The 18639-nt window shown below is 45.5% G+C and carries 16 protein-coding genes; all 16 read right to left on the bottom strand.

The window, feature by feature from the left end; genetic code table 11:
- Positions 1–233: 233 nt before the first annotated feature.
- Positions 234–986, bottom strand: coding sequence for a metallophosphoesterase family protein (locus tag MHH25_RS12810; protein WP_339199206.1), 753 nt, complete (start codon positions 984–986; stop codon positions 234–236).
- A gap of 99 nt (positions 987–1085) precedes the next feature.
- Complete coding sequence (locus MHH25_RS12805) at positions 1086–2093, bottom strand: LLM class flavin-dependent oxidoreductase (protein ID WP_339199203.1); 1008 nt, start codon at positions 2091–2093, stop codon at positions 1086–1088.
- A 234-nt stretch (positions 2094–2327) separates the two neighbouring features.
- Positions 2328–4265 carry an LTA synthase family protein gene (locus MHH25_RS12800; protein ID WP_339199200.1) on the bottom strand — a complete coding sequence of 646 codons (1938 nt, stop codon included), beginning with the start codon at positions 4263–4265 and terminating at the stop codon, positions 2328–2330.
- Between the two features lie 115 nt (positions 4266–4380).
- Positions 4381–6753, bottom strand: coding sequence for a putative PEP-binding protein (locus MHH25_RS12795; protein WP_339199197.1), 2373 nt, complete (start codon positions 6751–6753; stop codon positions 4381–4383).
- Positions 6754–7004: 251 nt separating this feature from the next.
- Positions 7005–8039 carry a fibronectin type III domain-containing protein gene (locus tag MHH25_RS12790; protein WP_340020136.1) on the bottom strand — a complete coding sequence of 345 codons (1035 nt, stop codon included), beginning with the start codon at positions 8037–8039 and terminating at the stop codon, positions 7005–7007.
- Between the two features lie 233 nt (positions 8040–8272).
- Complete coding sequence (locus tag MHH25_RS12785; protein ID WP_339199191.1) at positions 8273–8878, bottom strand: hypothetical protein; 606 nt, start codon at positions 8876–8878, stop codon at positions 8273–8275.
- A 219-nt stretch (positions 8879–9097) separates the two neighbouring features.
- Positions 9098–10654: a helix-turn-helix domain-containing protein gene (locus MHH25_RS12780; protein ID WP_340020496.1), complete on the bottom strand. Its 1557-nt coding sequence runs from the start codon at positions 10652–10654 to the stop codon at positions 9098–9100.
- Between the two features lie 216 nt (positions 10655–10870).
- Positions 10871–11869 carry an ABC transporter substrate-binding protein gene (locus MHH25_RS12775; protein ID WP_339199189.1) on the bottom strand — a complete coding sequence of 333 codons (999 nt, stop codon included), beginning with the start codon at positions 11867–11869 and terminating at the stop codon, positions 10871–10873.
- 178 nt (positions 11870–12047) lie between these two features.
- Complete coding sequence (locus MHH25_RS12770; RefSeq protein ID WP_053061528.1) at positions 12048–12422, bottom strand: hypothetical protein; 375 nt, start codon at positions 12420–12422, stop codon at positions 12048–12050.
- Between the two features lie 207 nt (positions 12423–12629).
- The gene (locus tag MHH25_RS12765) at positions 12630–12758 is read right to left on the bottom strand and encodes a hypothetical protein (RefSeq protein ID WP_268745225.1); all 129 of its coding nucleotides are present in this window, start codon (positions 12756–12758) and stop codon (positions 12630–12632) included.
- Between the two features lie 60 nt (positions 12759–12818).
- On the bottom strand, positions 12819–13397 hold the full coding sequence (locus tag MHH25_RS12760) for a histidine phosphatase family protein (RefSeq protein ID WP_235193796.1): 579 nt from the start codon (positions 13395–13397) through the stop codon (positions 12819–12821).
- Positions 13394–15616 (bottom strand): class I SAM-dependent methyltransferase, encoded by a 2223-nt coding sequence (locus tag MHH25_RS12755; RefSeq protein WP_340020135.1) that lies wholly within the window; start codon positions 15614–15616, stop codon positions 13394–13396. The genes MHH25_RS12760 and MHH25_RS12755 overlap by 4 nt, the downstream gene beginning before the upstream one ends.
- Before the next feature lie 241 nt (positions 15617–15857).
- Positions 15858–16670, bottom strand: coding sequence for an aminoglycoside phosphotransferase family protein (locus tag MHH25_RS12750; protein WP_036670589.1), 813 nt, complete (start codon positions 16668–16670; stop codon positions 15858–15860).
- A 13-nt stretch (positions 16671–16683) separates the two neighbouring features.
- Positions 16684–17274, bottom strand: a complete 591-nt coding sequence (locus tag MHH25_RS12745; RefSeq protein WP_036670588.1) for a GNAT family N-acetyltransferase — start codon at positions 17272–17274, stop codon at positions 16684–16686.
- 8 nt (positions 17275–17282) lie between these two features.
- A complete protein-coding gene (locus MHH25_RS12740) occupies positions 17283–17729 on the bottom strand; it encodes a RidA family protein (RefSeq protein WP_036670586.1) in 447 nt (148 codons plus the stop codon).
- Entirely contained in the window at positions 17726–18628 is a 903-nt protein-coding gene (locus tag MHH25_RS12735) for an AraC family transcriptional regulator (RefSeq protein ID WP_339199179.1), read from the bottom strand. The genes MHH25_RS12740 and MHH25_RS12735 overlap by 4 nt, the downstream gene beginning before the upstream one ends.
- Positions 18629–18639 lie beyond the last annotated feature (11 nt).

Below are 18639 nucleotides of genomic sequence, written 5' to 3'. Positions count from 1 at the left end.
TTATATAGAAAATATATGTCATATTTCAATCATACCCTACTGATTATAGCGCTAATAAGGCTTAATTCCAATCCCTTTACAGCGAATTAATTGCAAATCATTCTCAGGCAAGTCATTTTGGAAAATAGCCAAGCTTGGTTCATTACCCTCAAGTCGATATGGTATGTATCCTATTTACTCCATCGTACAACCTTATAAATTAGCATACGAAACTCTGATACGCAACGAAAACATTAAATCTCAGGCTCTTCCGCGCTCTGCCCTTGCCGTACAAAAAAGGTCTGTAGACTGCCGTCTTCGCTAATCTCCAGCAGGTTCAATTGTGCTCCGTAGGCACAACCACCATCAATGCCAATTTTGTCTCCGCTCGGGTCAAACCAAATACCTGTCTCATCATGCAAATGCTTCACGGGGGTGTGTCCAAATACGACTGTCTCTCTAATCGTCGTTGGTCTGGAATAGAATGATTCACGAATCCAGATGAAGTCCCGCTCGGACTGGCTTCTCCAATCCTCGATATCCGGGTTGATCCCGGCATGCACAAAAATATAACCCGGAATCTCGTACACCAGCGGAAGCTGTTCCAGAAAACGAAGATGGTGTTCATAGTGTGTACGTATCCACTTTTTGGCTTCAGCATAAGCTTCCCAATCTATCTGTTGCTCATCATAAGTAAGCTCCAGATCCAGATAACTTGCCATCGTCTGTAATCCACCATTACGGATCCAGTGTTGATCATATTGCTCAACATCCTGGGTTAACGCCTTGACCATCATGGCATCGTGATTGCCTTTGATCACTATAATATGGTGCTGTTGCTGAAGCTGCATAATCTGTTCGATGACCTGTTTACTGCTTGGACCGCGATCCACATAATCACCGAGTAAAATCAATTCATCCTGCTGCGGATTATAATCTGCAAGCTTAAGCAGTGCATTAAATTCATCGTAACAGCCATGAATATCACTAATGACACATCTGCGCATGTGAATCTCTCCTCCCCCTGATCACGCAAGAGTATAACCGGAACCTTGCATGAGCAAGATTCCAGTCTGTTTAGAGTAGTTATTCCCGCTTGCTCACCATTAGTCCTGCTTGAGTCCAAAGGCTTCTGCAATCAAGCCGAATGAGCGCAGACGTGCTTCAAACGAATGGACCGCTGACGCAATAATGACTTCATCCGCTTCATGGCGTTCAGCCATTGCGGTAATTTTGTCTCTCACCTGATCCGGTGTTCCCACGATGGAAAAAGAACGACGTTGACGAATCTGTTCCATCTCCATCGCTGTGTATGGATAGTTGTTCACCGTCTCCAGAGATGGGAATGAACTTTGTTCAAGACCTCGTCCAAGGCGTAAGAAGAAAAGTTCATTGCTGCGCGCAAGTTCAGCGGCTTCTTCCTCTGTCTCCGCGCAGAATGCCGAAACAGCGATCATTGAATGTGGTTTGTCATTCAGGATAGACGGCTTGAAATGTCTGCGGTAATGCTTCATCGCTTCTTCGCCGCCTGGTGTTCCGAAGAATTGGGCAAACGCATACGATGTCCCTTGCGCTGCAGCAATTCTAGCACCTTCGGAGCTGGAACCCAGCAACCATACTTCAGGAACCGTTGGAACCGATGGTCCGGCTACCAGGGATGCGAACCGATGATCCTCGGGCAACTGCTCGTGGAAGTATCCGCCCAGATCCGCGATCTGTTGCGGGAAAAATTGTACATTCGATGATTTGCCTTCATTCAGAGCTCTGCTGGCAATCGGCATGCCGCCCGGTGCTCTGCCAATCCCAAGGTCAATCCGTCCCGGATGCAAAGCTTCCAGCAGACGGAAATTCTCTGCAACCTTATAGGCACTATAATGAGGAAGCATAACGCCACCGGAACCTACGCGAATTCGATCCGTATGTGCAGCCACATGTGCAATCATAACTTCAGGACTGGAGAATGACAGTGCACCACTACCGTGATGCTCCGACATCCAGAAACGGGAGTACCCCAATTGATCCGCATGTTGTGCGAGTTTCACCGTTTCCTGCAACGTATCCTGTACACTTCGTCCTTCATTGATATGTCCATGTTCGAGTACACTCAGCTTCATATATATTCAATCCTCTCGTCTGTTAGGTTCATAAGTGCTGTGAATATGAGATCTGCGTATATTACGCGCTCTTGCTCACTTCATTCTTGCTCATTACATTGTAACATTAATTATTACAGTTTCAAACTTTAGTTATTCTCTTTATTACCACACTTGTGCAAGAAACATGCAAAAAACGCCACCAGTTCTTAGACCGGTGACGTTTTTACTAACTACTATTGGAGAAATAATAACTTATGGTGCACGTTTTGGTAACAACTTCACATACTCGTCAGACAGTTTCATCAGGCTGAGCACATGTTCATAATCGGCACGATACGGTTCCAAATCCGTTACCGGCTCGTATGTCTTCAGCGAATAGGCTGTTCCATCGTCAAAGCCCGCACCCGGGATAAACATAATGTCATCGTTGACAAATGAACCCGTTGGCAAGTAATACCGGATACCAAAGGCATTGTGGTCCATGTTGAGCAGATCATGTCCGAAGGCAGTGAATTTCTCATCTTGAAGGGAAACTCCCATCAGGTTCATGATCGTTGGCAACATATCCAACTGACCGCCTGGCTGCTCAATCACTTGTCCTTTGGTCTGTTTCGGCGTATGAATCATTAACGGAATGTTGAAACGACTTACTTTGCCATCATACGGGACGCCCAGATTGGCCTGAATCTGCTGTGTAATCTCTTCGTCAGCAGGCAGACCAAAGTGGTCTCCGTAGAGCACTAAAGTAGTATTATCCCATAATCCATTCGCCTTCAACTCATTAATGAGTTGACCGATGGCATAATCCGTATAGTTGATCGCTTGCAGATAATCGTGAAGCAGTTTGTTCGTAATGGTCGCAGGAATCGTGATCCGTGCGCGATCAGCGGGAACCGTAAACGGCGAGTGGCTCGATGCCGTAATGAACTGAGCATAGAACGGCTGATTCGCAGCCTGATGCGCAGTCATTTTTTCCACACCTACACGGTACAACTCTTCATCCGATGGTCCAAAGTCATTGAATCTGTCATTCTCAAAGCTGGGCTTGTCGAAGTAACGAGTGAATCCGAGTGCCGGATACATCTTGTTCCGGTTCCAGAAGGTGACGTCATTGACGTGGTACGTCTCGGACTCATATCCCTCTTTCCCCAATAACTTGGGAAGACTCGGCAGTTCGCGGTCACTGTACCCTGCCGACATGGGAACAACTCCGGTTGGATAGATAGACGTGTTCGACATGAACTCAGCGTCTGATGTGTTTCCCTGTCCGATCTGTTGGAAAAAATGAGAGAAATAATAGCTTTCTTTGGCCAGATCATTCAGTACCGGTGTTAACTCCTGACCGTCTAATGAAGCATTAATCGGGAAATTCTGAAAGGACTCCAGTTGCAGTACGATCAGATTGCTGCCTTTGGCCTGACCAAAATATTTGGCTTTCACAGCTGTGCCGTCACTTGGTGTATCCTGATACGGATACTGGCTAACCAGCTCATTGATCTTGGCAATGGTTTCGTTAATGTTGCCATTCGCAATGGCCTCATTTTCTTTGCTCGTCAGAATGGCAGACGATACCTGATAGTTCAGGAAACCGAGATTCTCGGCTCGAACCAGCTCGTTATCAATCGTTTCACCTTTGACAATAAAACTGCCAGACAGCACGATGCAGAATGCAGCCGTAAGCGCAACGCCGAGTTTGCCCCAGTAACGTCTGCGAATTCTGCCAAACGTCAAACCGCTATCGCGGTAACTGCTGTAGTTACGCCCGCCAGCACGTCTGCGCATAATCAACCATATTGGCAATGCCAGTACGATGTCTGCAAAAAACAGAAAGTGTTCCGGTCGCACCAGCGGTCCGATACTTCCCCGCACTTGGGCAACCTGCCCCAGCTCACTTAGCACGGTATAGGTAGGTACCGAACTGAAATGAACGTTATACAGCGTAGCCGCGAACAGAACCAGAGAAAACAGAATATTGAATCCCCCGTATACTGCTCGCTTCCAGCCTTTGGGCACGATCAGATCCAGCAGGCATACCAACGTTAATGCACCTAATGCGTCAGTTAACAGACCGATGCCGGACAGACCCTGGAAAAAGAAATACCGCAGTAGTGACAGCTTGAGCAGCATAAGAATGAATAACACGGCGAATAAGGTCCGTGATGAAGTTCGTTCATTTTTGGAATTATACATGGTCGCTTTCAACCCTTACCCTGAAATTTTACGTTCCTTTTACAAAACGTATATTTCAGTATAACAGTTTTCTGGTTGCTATTCCATGGAAGTTCCGTGTAGGACAGAGTGATCGTTACGCAATTGTAGAGATATCCGTGTTCTGCGTGTCCGCTCCCTCTCTCTGTCCCTTAATGGCTGCTTGTGCAGCAGCAATTCGTGCATAAGGGATCTGTTCAGGCAAACAACTTACGTAATCCAGACCAATGCGGTGGCAGAACGTAATCGACTCCAGGTCCACAACATTTTCTCCACAGATCCCTGTCTTCAGATGAGGTTTTCGAATTCGACCTTGGACGACAGCCATCTCGATCAGTTGTCCGACTCCCTCAATGTCCAGCACATGAAATGGATTATTCGTTATCGGACGAGAGTCCGTATCACGTTGAAGGAGAAGGAGCCGCTTCTCAGCTTCATGACGACTATATCCAAATGTCATCTCTGTCAGCTCATCCGTGCCAAACGAGAAAAAGTCAGCCTGGCGAGCAATGTGTGTCGCCGTCAGCGCCGCTCTCGGAGCTTCGATCATGGCCCCCACTCTATAGTGACAATGCCGCTTCTCCTCACCCAGCACTTGGTCAGCCACATGATCCACCAGATCTCTCATCACCTGAAGTTCATGCACATGACCGATGTGCGGGATCATAATCTCGGGACGTACCCACCAGCCTTGCCGGATGCCTTTCACCGCTGCGCGGAATATCGCTTCCAGCTGCATATCAACGATCTCCGGGAACACCGTACTCAGCCGACAAGCCTGTTGCTCCAATGTCGGATTATGTTCATGCAATTCACTGACTCTGCGAATGACACGCTCCAGTTCCTCCAGTTCAATCTGATGGTCTTTTTGCTCCTGCCACTCCTCTGCTTGTAACCACTCACGTCGTTTCTCCAACACTCCCAGATCCGGTAACAGTTCATGCAACGGCGAATCCAGCAAACGTATCGTTACCGGATATCCATCCATCGCTTCGAATATCTGTTCAAAATCAGACTGCTGCATCGGCAACAGACGCTCCAAACCACGCCTGCGTTCGGATTCACTGTCTGCCAGGATCATTTTTTGTACAAATGGTAACCGCGCAGGCGATAACAGCATGTTCTCCGTCCGGCATAGACCTATTCCCTCGGCCCCTTGTAGCCGTGCTGTCATGGCATCCTGTGGATGATCTACATTGGCCAGTACCTTCAACTCTTTCACTTCATCAGCCCAATTGAGCAGTAGTTGCAGATCTGCTGATAAAAGTGAATCTGAGTTGTTATAAGCTGGACATTCATCATTAGTTACTGGCTGGATCTGTACGGGCAGATGTCCATTGCTCGCTTCGCTGTTAGAATCTGTGTAGTGTTGCTTCAACACTTCCGTGATATGCGCAGGTTCGATGCGAAGAAGTGCATCCTCCTTGGTGAGGAGTCCTTCATGGACAAAATCCACAGTACTCCTCAGTGTGGCTGTTGAGGATAATCGTGCGGGCTGGGTCTGCACAACATACAACGCGCCGGATTCAATCACAAAGGTGATTTCCTGCACTTCTCCCTTATGCGTCTCCAGCTGGCTACCTATCTCCAGCAAACTTGTGTACAGCTCAGGTTCGTCATTCCGTAAACGCTCCAGGCTGTGATCTGTTTGGCTCGCGTTCCCGGTTGGGACATATTGTCCTGTAATTCCCTTTTCTCCTGTAAGTGGGTTACACGTATATATTGTTCCTGTCCCGCTTGATTCTCCACATTTTCCATGCATCATCGTCTGTATAAGAACAGGAGCGCTTTGCTCCGAAGAGATGTAATATGATTTACGCATGATCTCGTCCTGAGATCTGGATGCTTTAATACGCTGTGAATGATATACCGCACGTACTGCTTCTTTGAATTGAAGTTGAACATCTTGAGGAAAAGGGTTACGCCCCTCCCCTTCAATTAAATATTTAAATTCGGTAATGGTTAATTCAAGTTCCGTTTCATCCCGACCCTTGACGTGACTCGATATTTCTGTGAAAAATTCAGACGGAATTGCATATACCAGCTGTCCATATTCCTTTAAGTAATCTAGATAACATTGGAGTGCATACAACCGATCACCGGTTTGACGTGCGAGTCCTTCCACAGTAATATCATTCAGACCAACATTGAGCAGTGATCGTGTCGCAGTTGCTGAGGCTCGATCCTGGTCCGTACGTACCGCGAGTAGTAGCGGATTCTCCGAATGTCCGAAGAACTTCCCGGTTTGCTGTTCCAGATGCCGGATAGCGTTAATAATCTCTTCCTCTCCTTCACCGGAAAGATGTCCAAGACGGGTACAGAACTCGCGACAGCATTCCGTTGTGACTACAAATCCGGCCGGGACAGACCACCCTGCATGGATTAGCTCTGCAAGATCAGCCCCTTTACTGCCCATTAGCCCTTTCATCTCTGCCGTACCTTCTTCCAACAGAATTACCCGTTTTGTCATTACAGCTCTCCCATCCGCCATTCATGGCTATGCTTGAAGACTTCAATCCCTGCGTTACAGATCAGCCTTCACTCTAATGGTATGTCACAATCGTTCAGTCAAGGACATCCGCTTTTGCATTTTGTGCTCGTTATCCTTTTTTTTTGTAAACGTTACACTAAAATAAGATGAAACAAGCCTTTCGAGCAGTTGCATTTCACTGGGAAGCAAAAAGAAGCCCCTTCAGCTAAGCTGGAGGAACTTCACATTTTTTAGTATTCACTTACCTCAAACGTCAACACCCGATCAAACAGGATATAATCCTTCCGACTCTTAAATGGCCCTTTGTTGTTGTCGTGTTTATCGATCGCATACGAAGCTTTTCCGCTTCCAGCTTGCTTGGCTTCATACCAGTCGATGAAATCATTCACTTCTTTCAAGCTTAGGTCGAATTCCTTCTCCAAGCCCGTTGTCATGGTAACGACGAGAATCGCACGGTCGCCAGGAGGTTGTTCTGGTGTTGGAGTGTCGGTCTCCTTCTCATTCACAGCTAATACAACTTCATTGGAAATTACGGTTTCCACTCCATTAAATATGGCAACAATTTGAAAGTAGTAAGTTTTACCGTATTCTAAATTAGGCACTTGGTAAACTGAACTTTCTTTCCCTTCAATTGTAACCGAATCTTTATAACTCCATGAATCAGTACCATATTGCAGTTTATATCCTGTTGCATCATTTATTGTATTCCAATTTAAGGTGGCAGTCGTTCCTTTAACGGAACCATTTAATCTAATATCTTCTAAAATACCTAAAGTTATCTCATCAATTGCCAACCAAGAAGACCCACCTTCTCCATCAATCTTTATTCCTTCGTATTTTCCTTGTGTAACTTTAATTGGCGGAGGTGTGTTGAACCTTTCTGATAATGATTGTGTTTCTTTTTGACTTATAGCGGTCCATTTTCCATCCTTTAGACCATATATTTGATATGAAACCGCTCTAATAGGCTCTGCTGCAGTGCTAATATGAACAAAGTTTAACTCAGTTGGCTCGGGAAATTTAAGCTCTATGCTACCATTATATGTACCAGCATTCCATTCGTTTTTTAATTTCCTATCAATTACATTTTTCGCAACGTAAATAGAATACTCACTACTTGCCTTAACTTCAGTTCCTGTAGGTGGAGAAAATCCAAGCATGCCATCTACCTTATTACTCAATGGAGATGCCGCTCTTGTTGTCGACTGAGAAAACAACAGTACTATAAGCAAAACAGTCATAAACGCCAAACAATTTTTTTTCATCGTTAATCTCCTTATTCATTATTCTTGAACTAACTATAGCGACCTTCCAGATTAACGTCTAAACATAAACTTGCTGATCTATAAATATCAGCTAATTTCTTGAAATTTTATTTTTTATTGGATTTTACACTTCACAAAATACTCGTTTCTATTCATAAAAACTGAGTTTAATTACATTGCATCTAATAAGATACATAGAGATACGAAAAAAAAAGCCTTATGTATAATTGAAGTTAAAGTACCCCCATTAATTGTCTGAAATCATTCTCTAACTCTTCTTTCAAATGAGGTATGGATGCATTTATAGAGTTCCATGCATCGTGCCATACATCTTTTTGTCTTACTTGCGAGTCTTCAGTGCCGTCTATTAATGAATCTCTCATAGCTTCTATAATACGCAAGGACTCCTTAATTAGCATATCTATACTTTCGCAAGTAGACTTACCGAAAAATATCTTATTAAGCTGATAAAACCTCAGAAATTCTCCAACAGCTTTGTATGCCTCTTTTGCTCTATCTTCAAGGTTTAATGGCCCTATGTACTCTTTTGGCCAAAAAGTTTGCACCAACCAATGCTCCATTTTCACTAAATGGCTATACATAATTTTTATCACTTCTGCCCGATCATTATGCAATTTAATATTTCTAATTTGATGCAACTGCAACTCTCTTTGAATTTCATACTTATATTGCTCCACTGATTTATTTAATTCGGATTTGTGGGATTCAACATTTTTATTGAGCCAACTAGAAAATATGGACTTTGTAAGCCAACCAGCCCCACCCACTATCACTGCAGTTTGACCTATTTGAGTAAAAACTTCAGATACAACATCCATAAACTCATCCTTTCAAACAAAATAAGAGGGCCGCCATCAAAATACTGACAACCCCTTTTACCATTGTCTTCGGAATTATTTTTCCCAAACTACCACACTTATCCTTCTGCTTTCGGGTCTCTCATGTCTCCATTTACCTCGCGGAACACTGCTAAGAAATAGCGTCTTAACCCTATGACATTTCTTCCATCTTAAATTGGTGCACCAGGATGCGATCCCTCAAGCCATAAACCTCAGTACATCCTCAATCTTCTTCCCATGTGAGATCACACCGTAATTCATCCACGACATAAAGTCCACCTCATACACATTGCCGCTCTTCACCGCAGGCAGACGTTTCCATTCATCCCTATCGAGCAGTTCGCGCTCATCTCCAGGTTTAGCAGAATTTCCAGTGTCAAATGTAATCAACAAGTGATCCGCATTAAGCTGACTTAACTGCTCCAACCCAATGAAAATCCTCCGCTCGTGTCTTGTCCATTGCTGCACACGGGAGTGCGGAGTCAGTCCAAGATCATGATATATTACAGGGCCAACGTAGCCCTGCTGATCCCCATAGAGAGTAATATCCGAAGCAGATATGCGTAAAAAAGCTACCGTCTGACCACGCATATAACGTGATAACCGACTCTTAGCTTCCATTGCCTTGTCCTCATACGCACCAATTACATCTTGAACCCGATTCACCTTTCCCAACACATCGGCGGTTGATCTCAAGATGGAGCGCCAATCTTCTCCCAGATGTTCCACGTAAAACGTAGGTGCTACCTGCTCGAAGCGGTCCAGATTCCATCGATCATATCCCTTGTCCAGCATGATAAAATCAGGTACATTGCCCAGATTAAACTGCGCATCCATCTGACTCACATCAAATTCAGGTACGTCATCCAACCCCAAATAATGCTGTCTACCCCAGGAGTGATGCGAACATTGCAATACGGGTTTTACGCCAAGAGCCAACACAAAGTCTTCCAGATACGGGGCAAAGACACGAACATCTTGACGATGATGACGGCGATACAATCCAGGTGAAATACCAGCATATTGCTTGAAACGGCGACCAAAATAATACTCACTGCTAAAGCCCACATTCTGTGCAATTTCATGGATGCGATCATCCGTCAGCTGCAATAGTTGTTTCGAGCGCTCCAGCCGAACCGCATTTACATAATCAAGGGGAAGCTTGCCTGTAATCCTTTTAAATTGTCGAGTGTAGCTGGCTCTGGTAAGACCAATATCTGCCGCGAGCTCATCCACGGTTATCGTCTGATCATAGTGGTCGCCAATATAACGAATTGAACTTTGAAGACGGGCACGATCATCAGGCACTTCTGTTTCGGAGGCACTCTGGCGAAGCAAGGCACGGAACCACTCCTGGAAACGAAGCTGTACCTCCCATTGCTCGATCCAATCGCTAGTGATCTGTTGACGCAGTATTTGTTCCAAGGCTTCCAGACAGGAACTCCACGGACTGAAGCTGAGTTGCATAAGCGGCGGTAATAATGTCGGAGAATCTGGACTTTGGGAAAGTTCCTGCTGCTCCTCCGTGTTTCTTCTAGACAAAGCGTTCGAAATATCTTCTTTTAGCTCAGCCACCATTAGATCAAGCTTATAGTACTGCAATTCACTTTCTCTCCAAGACGAACCTTCTATTTTAACGGATGTTCCAGCCGGAACAAACATAATCATTCCTTTTTCCAGATGAGATTCCCGATCTGAGCAAACTATTGAACCTTTCCCAGACGTTACAACGAATATAGCGTGTGAAGACGACATTCTGTATAACAAACGTTTATCGATATGAGATTGATGGTGATCTACGTATTCCATATGCTGAAGTGAGCATAGCCAGGGCTTGGGAATCAGTTGTATTATCGTGGGGCACATGTTCATCGTCCTTAACTGAGAATTATTATCATTTAAAATAGTGTATACGAAAAAAGAAAGCTCTTCAACCCTGGCTGAAGAACTTTCTTTAAGTAATCGATTCAATTATGGAGTCATTTTTTCCAACAGATCATCAATTTTCATGGAATTTGCTGTAATCGCACCTGATTGCCAATGTGCTCTTTCCATGATATACACCTGATTGTTCTTAACCGCTGGAAGCGACTGCCACAACTTGCTGTCAAGTACCTTCAAAGCTTCCTTGTTCTCAGGGGATGACCATTCTCCATTGGAAGGGAAAATAATAAGATGATCCGCATCAAGTTGCGGGATGGCCTCCTCAGACAAGATTTCCTGATATTCTTCCATCTTGCTAACCAGAGGATGAGGTGTTAGACCAAGCTCCGAATAAATAAATCCGGTAAATCGATTCTTCACACCGAACAACGCCAGTGTATCATCGTTAACATTCAACCGGACAACTGCGACGGTCTCGTCTCCAACCGCTTCCTGCAACTTCGCCTTAGCATCTGCAACCTTAGCTCCGAATGCCGTAGCAACTTCTTCACCCTTTTCCGGTTTACCCACAACATCGGCAATAGTTTTCAAAATTTGATTCGAATCCTGCAATACGCTCTCAGGCAAGCGATACGTCGGTGCCACCTTGGAATACATCTCATATTTCTCCATATCCACTCCACCATCTACAATGATGAGATCCGGATCATATGCCAACAAAGCTTCAATGCTCCCTGTGGTGTCAAATTGCGGAACATCCAGTCCTAAATAATCCTGTACACCCCACAAAGGATGATACCACTGCACTACAGGTGTAATATCGAGCGCCTTCAGATAATCCTCCACATATATTCCAGCAATCCGCTGTGGTTGAACCGGAATCGTCACATCTCCAAATTCATCCTGTACAACCCGTGTAGCAGGCTCTGTCTCGGTTTCAGTAGTATTTTCTCCAGAAGCTGCACTTTCAGTTGCAGGAGTCTGTTCCGCATTCGTAGCGGTATTTGTACTACATCCTGAAATAACCAGACCCATGAGCAGTAATGTAATCGTCCACCCTTTGAAACTTTTAACTAAACCTACCATGTTACCCTTCACCCCTATGTGATCTGTTGATGTAACCGTGAGAATATCTCACATATAATGATTATCATTCTCATCGATTGCTTAGGTGAATTGTACCTTATGCCTCAGCCGACCCACAATGTACATTTGATGTTGTTTTTTTATACAAACGAAAACAACCCTGTTGGTCCTCCCCCGCTTATCGCAGGGGCAACCTGCCTTGACGATAACTTTCCAACAACTGATCCACAAAGAAATCGTTCGCCGTACCCTGTAACAATGCAGCACCAATTAAACCCATATCATCACTCACATACCCCGCTAACTCAGGTTCGCCGGTGAGAGCCAAAGTCTGTTTAAACGCCTGTTCCCTGCATGCGCGCAGCACCTCTTCTTCAGCTACCGCGGTATCTTGAGCCCATCGTACAAAAGCTTGCATCCACTCGTCAGCAAATGCAGAAGCATCCCTTTCATCCAAGTAAATTTCCACATCCAATCCTTCGAATGTCTGCTGAGTCAGAATCCGTCCCTCGTTAAGATCCAACAGTAGCTTCTCCACATCCGTTTTGCTCATTGATCTCTCCTCCAGTTCCTCGTCAAGTCAGATACATCTCTGGTATAACGAAACGTTTCATCATCTGCTTTGGATCGGCTGTAAAATGATCCAATTGAAGTTCCTCATATTCGCTAAGGATACTTTCAAAGATACCAGCGATCACACCACAATCTGCCAAAGCATTGTGCCTGTGAATTCCATCTGTATTCAGATCGTAATACCGAATCAGAAAATCCGTAGAGACGGATTAATGCCTGTACCTTCGAGATCAAATATGCAGTACATTCTATCCTGTAATGAAGATACGCTTAGATTTTCAATAAAGTATGTATCAGGCAACAGCGTAATTTTCATCGGCCAACTCACTCCTCCCCACTATCATTCTGGCAAATGCATTTCTCATATATAACTCTGTCACTCCCACAATCGGGTGACCTGGACCAACTTGCGCGTTCCATCAAACTGCAACTTATAGATATCCGGCATCGTAGTCTTCTCCCAGAAATCATAACCGTAGGAAGAATCATAGTGTTGTAAAATAAGTGTCATTACATCTCCATGGGTTCCGATGACTACCTTGTGACCCACATGTTTATCCAAAATTTTCTCGATTACCGCTACTGCCCTTGAGCGAGCCTGTGCACCAGACTCCCCACCTGAATACGCATACGTAGGATCACGATACAACTGCTGCTTGGCTTCACGAAAATTAGCATGCTTCACATCTGAACTCGACAACTGGCGTTCACGCAAATCCTCCTCTGTCACCACAATTCCATCTGACCAATCTGCCAGAATCTGAATCGTATCTACCGCTCGCCTGTAGGGGCTAGAATAAAACAGTTGAATCTGCTCCCCATGGAGCAGACTGGCAACCGTTCCCGCATCTTGATGACCTTGCTCTGTCAGTCCACGCTCGCGTTCCTGTCCTTCAACATATCGAGACTCCGCATGTCTGACAAAATACAAAAACGTACTGGCCTCACTCATCATTCATCCGCCAACCCTTTTTTCTTCTCAATGACAATCAGGCAGGTACTGTCTGGCAAAGGCGCAGGCTCACCATTTTCCTTCATGAAGATCATTCGTTCTCCAAGTGCTTCCGTGTACCCCTCCTGGAGAAAATGTCGGAACGTAATCATCTCGGCTTGTTCACCCAGCGCTTCTCGAATACAGTTCTCATAGGCTGTCGGCGTGAATATACCGAACTGTTCCTGAATTTCATGCACGTATGCCTCTTCGCCCCACGTATAGGTGTAGAGAAACTCCATTGCATCGTTGATCGGCAATACGACCTCATTGTCTGAGACCCGCTCATATTGAATTGCACGTCCCTGAAAATCCTCTGCATACCGCTCCAGCCAGCGCATCCCATCCGGTTCCAGGAAACGAATCCGGCGCTTCTGCGCCTCCGGCTCACTCATGATCCCATCCCGAATCAGAATTCTTCCTCCAGGTGACAGCACACGGAATGAACTTCTCAGCGCTGCTACAACCGTATCGGAATTAAATCTTCGACCGTCCAGTTCAATATATGAATATAATTCATGCAGAATGGATGAAAAAATAACCGTATCCACTGTGCCCGGCTGCACATATTGCTCCAGTTGTAGGGCATCGCCCTTCATCACTTGCCAGCGATGTCCCTCACGTTGTTTTTTGCGTTCCAGCGCTTCAATGACATTGGCTGAGATATCGATACCAATCGGCTCCACTTCCGGTTTTTCCTGCTCAATCAGATCCAGCAGAATTCCTCCACCTGGACCAATATCCAGTACTCGTTTACCAACGATATAGTCGAGCAGTACTTTTTTGTAATCACCGGAGCTGTTCATATCGGACAAATACGTCTCTTCGTTGTGGAAACGATCATACGCATCCCGGCGTAATCCGAACAGGTCAAATAACAGCAGTACAGCCTTCTCGTATAACGGCGACTTCTCCGCTTCAATACAGAATGCAATCAGCTTCTCGGCAGCCGGAGAAAATTCGAAGGTCACGAATAATGTATCCGGCAGATCCGTATGACGTTCAATGCGATGGGTTAGATGGGGATAGACGATCTGCTCCCCTGCCACAATCTGTTCCCACGAATACTGTTCCAAATATTTTTCAATCATTCGTTTCTTGTAAATATTGAGCTTCTTGACGCCCTTATAGTCGTAATACATCGTATTCATCAATGGTTCAAAGCTGATATGGCGAACGATTTCAGATCGACTCTCCATGGATGTTGGATGCATTCTCTCGCTGCGAAGTGTCAACAGGAACACTTTCACCATCTCCTGCAACGAAAAATCCTGCATGGCCGACTCCACATACCATAATGTGCGATGAGCCAGCGGAGCCAGCGCCTGTTCTACATCCAGTTCCGTTTGGAGCCTGGCATAAGCCGTATCCATAGCTTCTCCTTGCCGAATGGATGAACTTCTTAAGCGGGATAACCGTTCCTTCACGCTCCAGTCCTCATGATTCGGTCCGGTGATAATCCAGCCTACAATTCGCTGTACCTCAGCCTGAACCTGATTCCATAACGCTCGATCAACGCCTGCAATAATGCACTCATTTAATGCCATCAGTATGGTGTGCAATTCATCTGTAGCAAGCCATCCTTTGACGATCAAGCCGTGAAGCGGAGCATTTTCGGCAAATGGAATCTCACCCCGTATGTATTGACCAATAAGTCCATGTGTAGCAATTAGAGTACGTATAATCTCATGCCTTGGAGTGTGTGTATTCAGCGCATCATGCTCGCTTATATCCGCATTGTTACTTAGAGCACCACTCGGAGAACCAAGTTGATATATACTCGTCTCCTTGGTCTTATCGATGTCATTATCCAGGTGCTCTGCCACTGCGTATAAGTCATATAACTGAGCGGACCCCACATTGTGTACAAACAAGTTAACGCCCTGCTTTTGCCATACCCGCCGTTGCTCCCGTGATCCGGCCTTCGCCGTCTCTGACCAGGTTAATACGTCTTCCAGAATTTCTCGCACCCAAAAAGAAACCTGAAGCTCCTCCAACACATGCAGTGTACGCTCGGTGTACTCCAGTACCGGATTTGTTCCCTCAAGTTCGGCAATGGAATGAATGCGTTCGAGGTTAATATGGGGTTTCTCCGCTGCTGCCAGCAGTTGCAGCCATAACTGCTGGGCTTCCGGCGTATTACCTGACTTGTATGATTGTATGGCCTTTAATGAATGCAGCATAAATATGTCCCCTCTCTTTCTCTAGCCTTTTTTATAAAATCATTAGATTCGTCTATAGAAGTTGAACTAATTATTAACACTATAACGAAGAGGTCAGAAAAAACCTGAAAAAGTGAAGCGCTCGCCTTTATCCCCGGATTTTCCCCTTCGGAAAAGGGAATCCAAAAAATCTGGGGATAACAGCGATTGAAAGGTTATTCTGTCATCGTAGTGTCAGTGTAAATAATATGTAATTCAACTTTTATAACAGACGAATTCGTTCCTGAACAAACTTGAGCAGCTGTTCTACCTCTTGAGCGGGCAAATCCTCGTCAAGACGCGCGGCAGCAACTGGCAGCATCCAGGACTCTATTGCTTCACGTGTAATCCCGGAGAGTTGCATATAATGATGGATGTAAAATTCGACCAGCGATTCACGAGCCTTTTCAAAACCCATTCGTATAGCAGAATCTGTATCTTCCGGCAATGTGGCACTCATTAATATTACCCAGCTTCGAGCCACATCACCCGCAGGATCACCCGACATACCAGTCATCCAATCAATGACCCAGTATTGATCGCCAGCCTCACTGAGCATAACATTATCAGGGTGAAAATCGCCATGACAGATCTGTTGTTGATCAGGCAATGTTGTTAAGTAAGAAAGGACTCGCGCTTGATCGTCCTCCGACAATAATTGAACATTGTGAATCGCTCCAGATAAAATCTGCTTCTGTAAGGGGAGTGTTCCTTCATCATCTCGCTCGCAATGAAGTCTGTAATGGCAGTCAGCCATTTTAAACGCCAGCTGCTCTAGTAACTCCGGTTGCTGAATGATAAGTGATAACAGGGTAATCCCCTGGATTCGCTCAAAAACAATGCCAGCACGCGACGTAGTATGTTCTATCAAGGATACTGCCTGTGGGACGGGGAGTCCTTTTTTGAATGCCAACTCACTTATTCTAAATTCATTCTGGACGGCTTCGTGAGGAAAATCCATTCGATATAACTTCATAATGTGCTCGTTCGAATACGCATAGATTTCCGCAGTTCTTCCTTGACCGATTCGCTCCATATCTACCCTCCCTTTACTCGAACTCACTGCCTCTGATTTTGGAGAAAACCATATAATCAACCAGCGTACCTGTACTGTCCCGCCGCATCTTACGTAGTGTACCTTCCAGCGTATAACCCGCTCGTTCGGCTACTTTGGCACTTCGCACATTGCGGGCATCACAGCGGATCTCCAGCCGGTTCGCCTCCAGATGAGTAATGGCAAATTGCTCAATGCCTTTCACCGCTTCTGTCATCAAACCCTCACCAGCTCGCGATGTTCGAATCCAGTAACCAATCTCAAAACAGCGTGCATTCCAGTCAATACGATGTAACCCGCTGCTGCCTACGAATTCATCCGTATGTCTATCACGCAAATGTAACATCATGTCGGTACGTTCCAGATATTGCAGCCTTGCTTTGCGAACAGTCACTTCAGACTCTTCCAACGAAGGGATTTTCTCGGCAAAAGGTAACCACAACCGCAGCTGCTCCGCACTCTCACGGACCGCTTCATTAACGGCTACGCCATCCCCCCACTGCGGTGCTCGAATTGTGAGGCGTTCCGTGTGGAAGCTCTCGGGAATCGTTAGCATAATTGGATTAAATGAAGACGATTCTGTCATCGTTATACCTACTCCTCCACTTGAAAAATAGAATCAATGATCAGCGGCAAATTATCCCTTACGGACACTGTACCGAATACTGAACGAGCGTGTACTCCCTGATCCCCAAATACCTCCATCATCAGATCCGAGAATCCATTTAGCACTTTATGATGCTCCTGATACGAAGCGGACGCATTAATGAATCCCTGCACTTTAACCACTCTCTTCACCCGATCCAGTGAACCCAACACATCTCGAACGACAGCAAGCACCTCCAGTCCAGCATTCCGGGCAAAATCATACCCCTGCTCTGTTGTGAAGTCTGATCCCAGTTTGCCGCGTTCGGAGGTATCCGGTCCTTTCCCGGATACATACATAATTCCATTCACAATAACGGCATTGGCGTATTTCGCTGCAGGGGCACTGGCCTGTGGCAAAATGATCCCCAGTTCATTTAATCTCGCTTCAATCATCGTATATTCTCTCCCTCTTTTAGGGTCCTCACGGAACCCGATTCCTTGTATTCCTGTCTATAAACTCTGGGTGATACCTGAACGGTACGTTTGAACATCTTGCCAAAATGAGAGAAGTTACTGAATCCCGCAAGCCAGGCGATATCCGTAACGGATTCTTCACTTTCTCGCAGCAAACGCTGTGCTTCCTTTACCCGTAACAGATTCAGATAATCACTGAAGGTAAACCCCGTCGTTTGTTTGAACAATCGACTCAGATAATGCGGACTAATGCGAAACATGCCCGCCACCTCCGGTAATGTCAGTGGTTTCTGATAGTTCTCATTCAGGTAACGTACAACTGCCTGTGTCTTGGGATGAAGAACCGGCTCACGATCATCGGAGCTTAACCTGCCCAAGTGTTGATTACGATAGGCATGGAGCAACAATTCAACAGCCCGGTGACGGAGCAACAGGTTGCTTCCAGGTTGAGGACGAAGCATTTCATCCACCATTTCGCTAACCATCCGTTCTAGAACCTCAGTGACTTGAGATGGAAACCTTACAATAGGAATCTCCCAACAGAAGGGTTCCTTCAAGCCTTCAACTAACTCCGCGGAAATAGCTATGGCTGCAAAAAGCTCAGGCTTCAAATACAGCACCATCCGCTCATGGTCAGGCATACCGCTCTCCAATGTTTTATGAACCGTATTTCGGTCAACAAACACCAGATCACCAGCCTTTACCCGGTAAGTCCGGTCCTTGATGAAATAGATACGCTCACCAGACAACAAGTAATATAACTCATAATGATCATGCAGATGGTCATCCGTCATCGAGAAATATCCAATGCGACGATCATATTCGATGTGCAGTAAATCCGAGGGATCATGAAAATCTGCACTGAAAGGTTCTGTCATGTCGCCCTCTC

The sequence above is a fragment of the Paenibacillus sp. FSL H3-0457 genome, from assembly GCF_037981725.1.
Taxonomy (GTDB): domain Bacteria; phylum Bacillota; class Bacilli; order Paenibacillales; family Paenibacillaceae; genus Paenibacillus; species Paenibacillus amylolyticus.
This window is presented reverse-complemented; position numbering and strand designations above follow the sequence as displayed.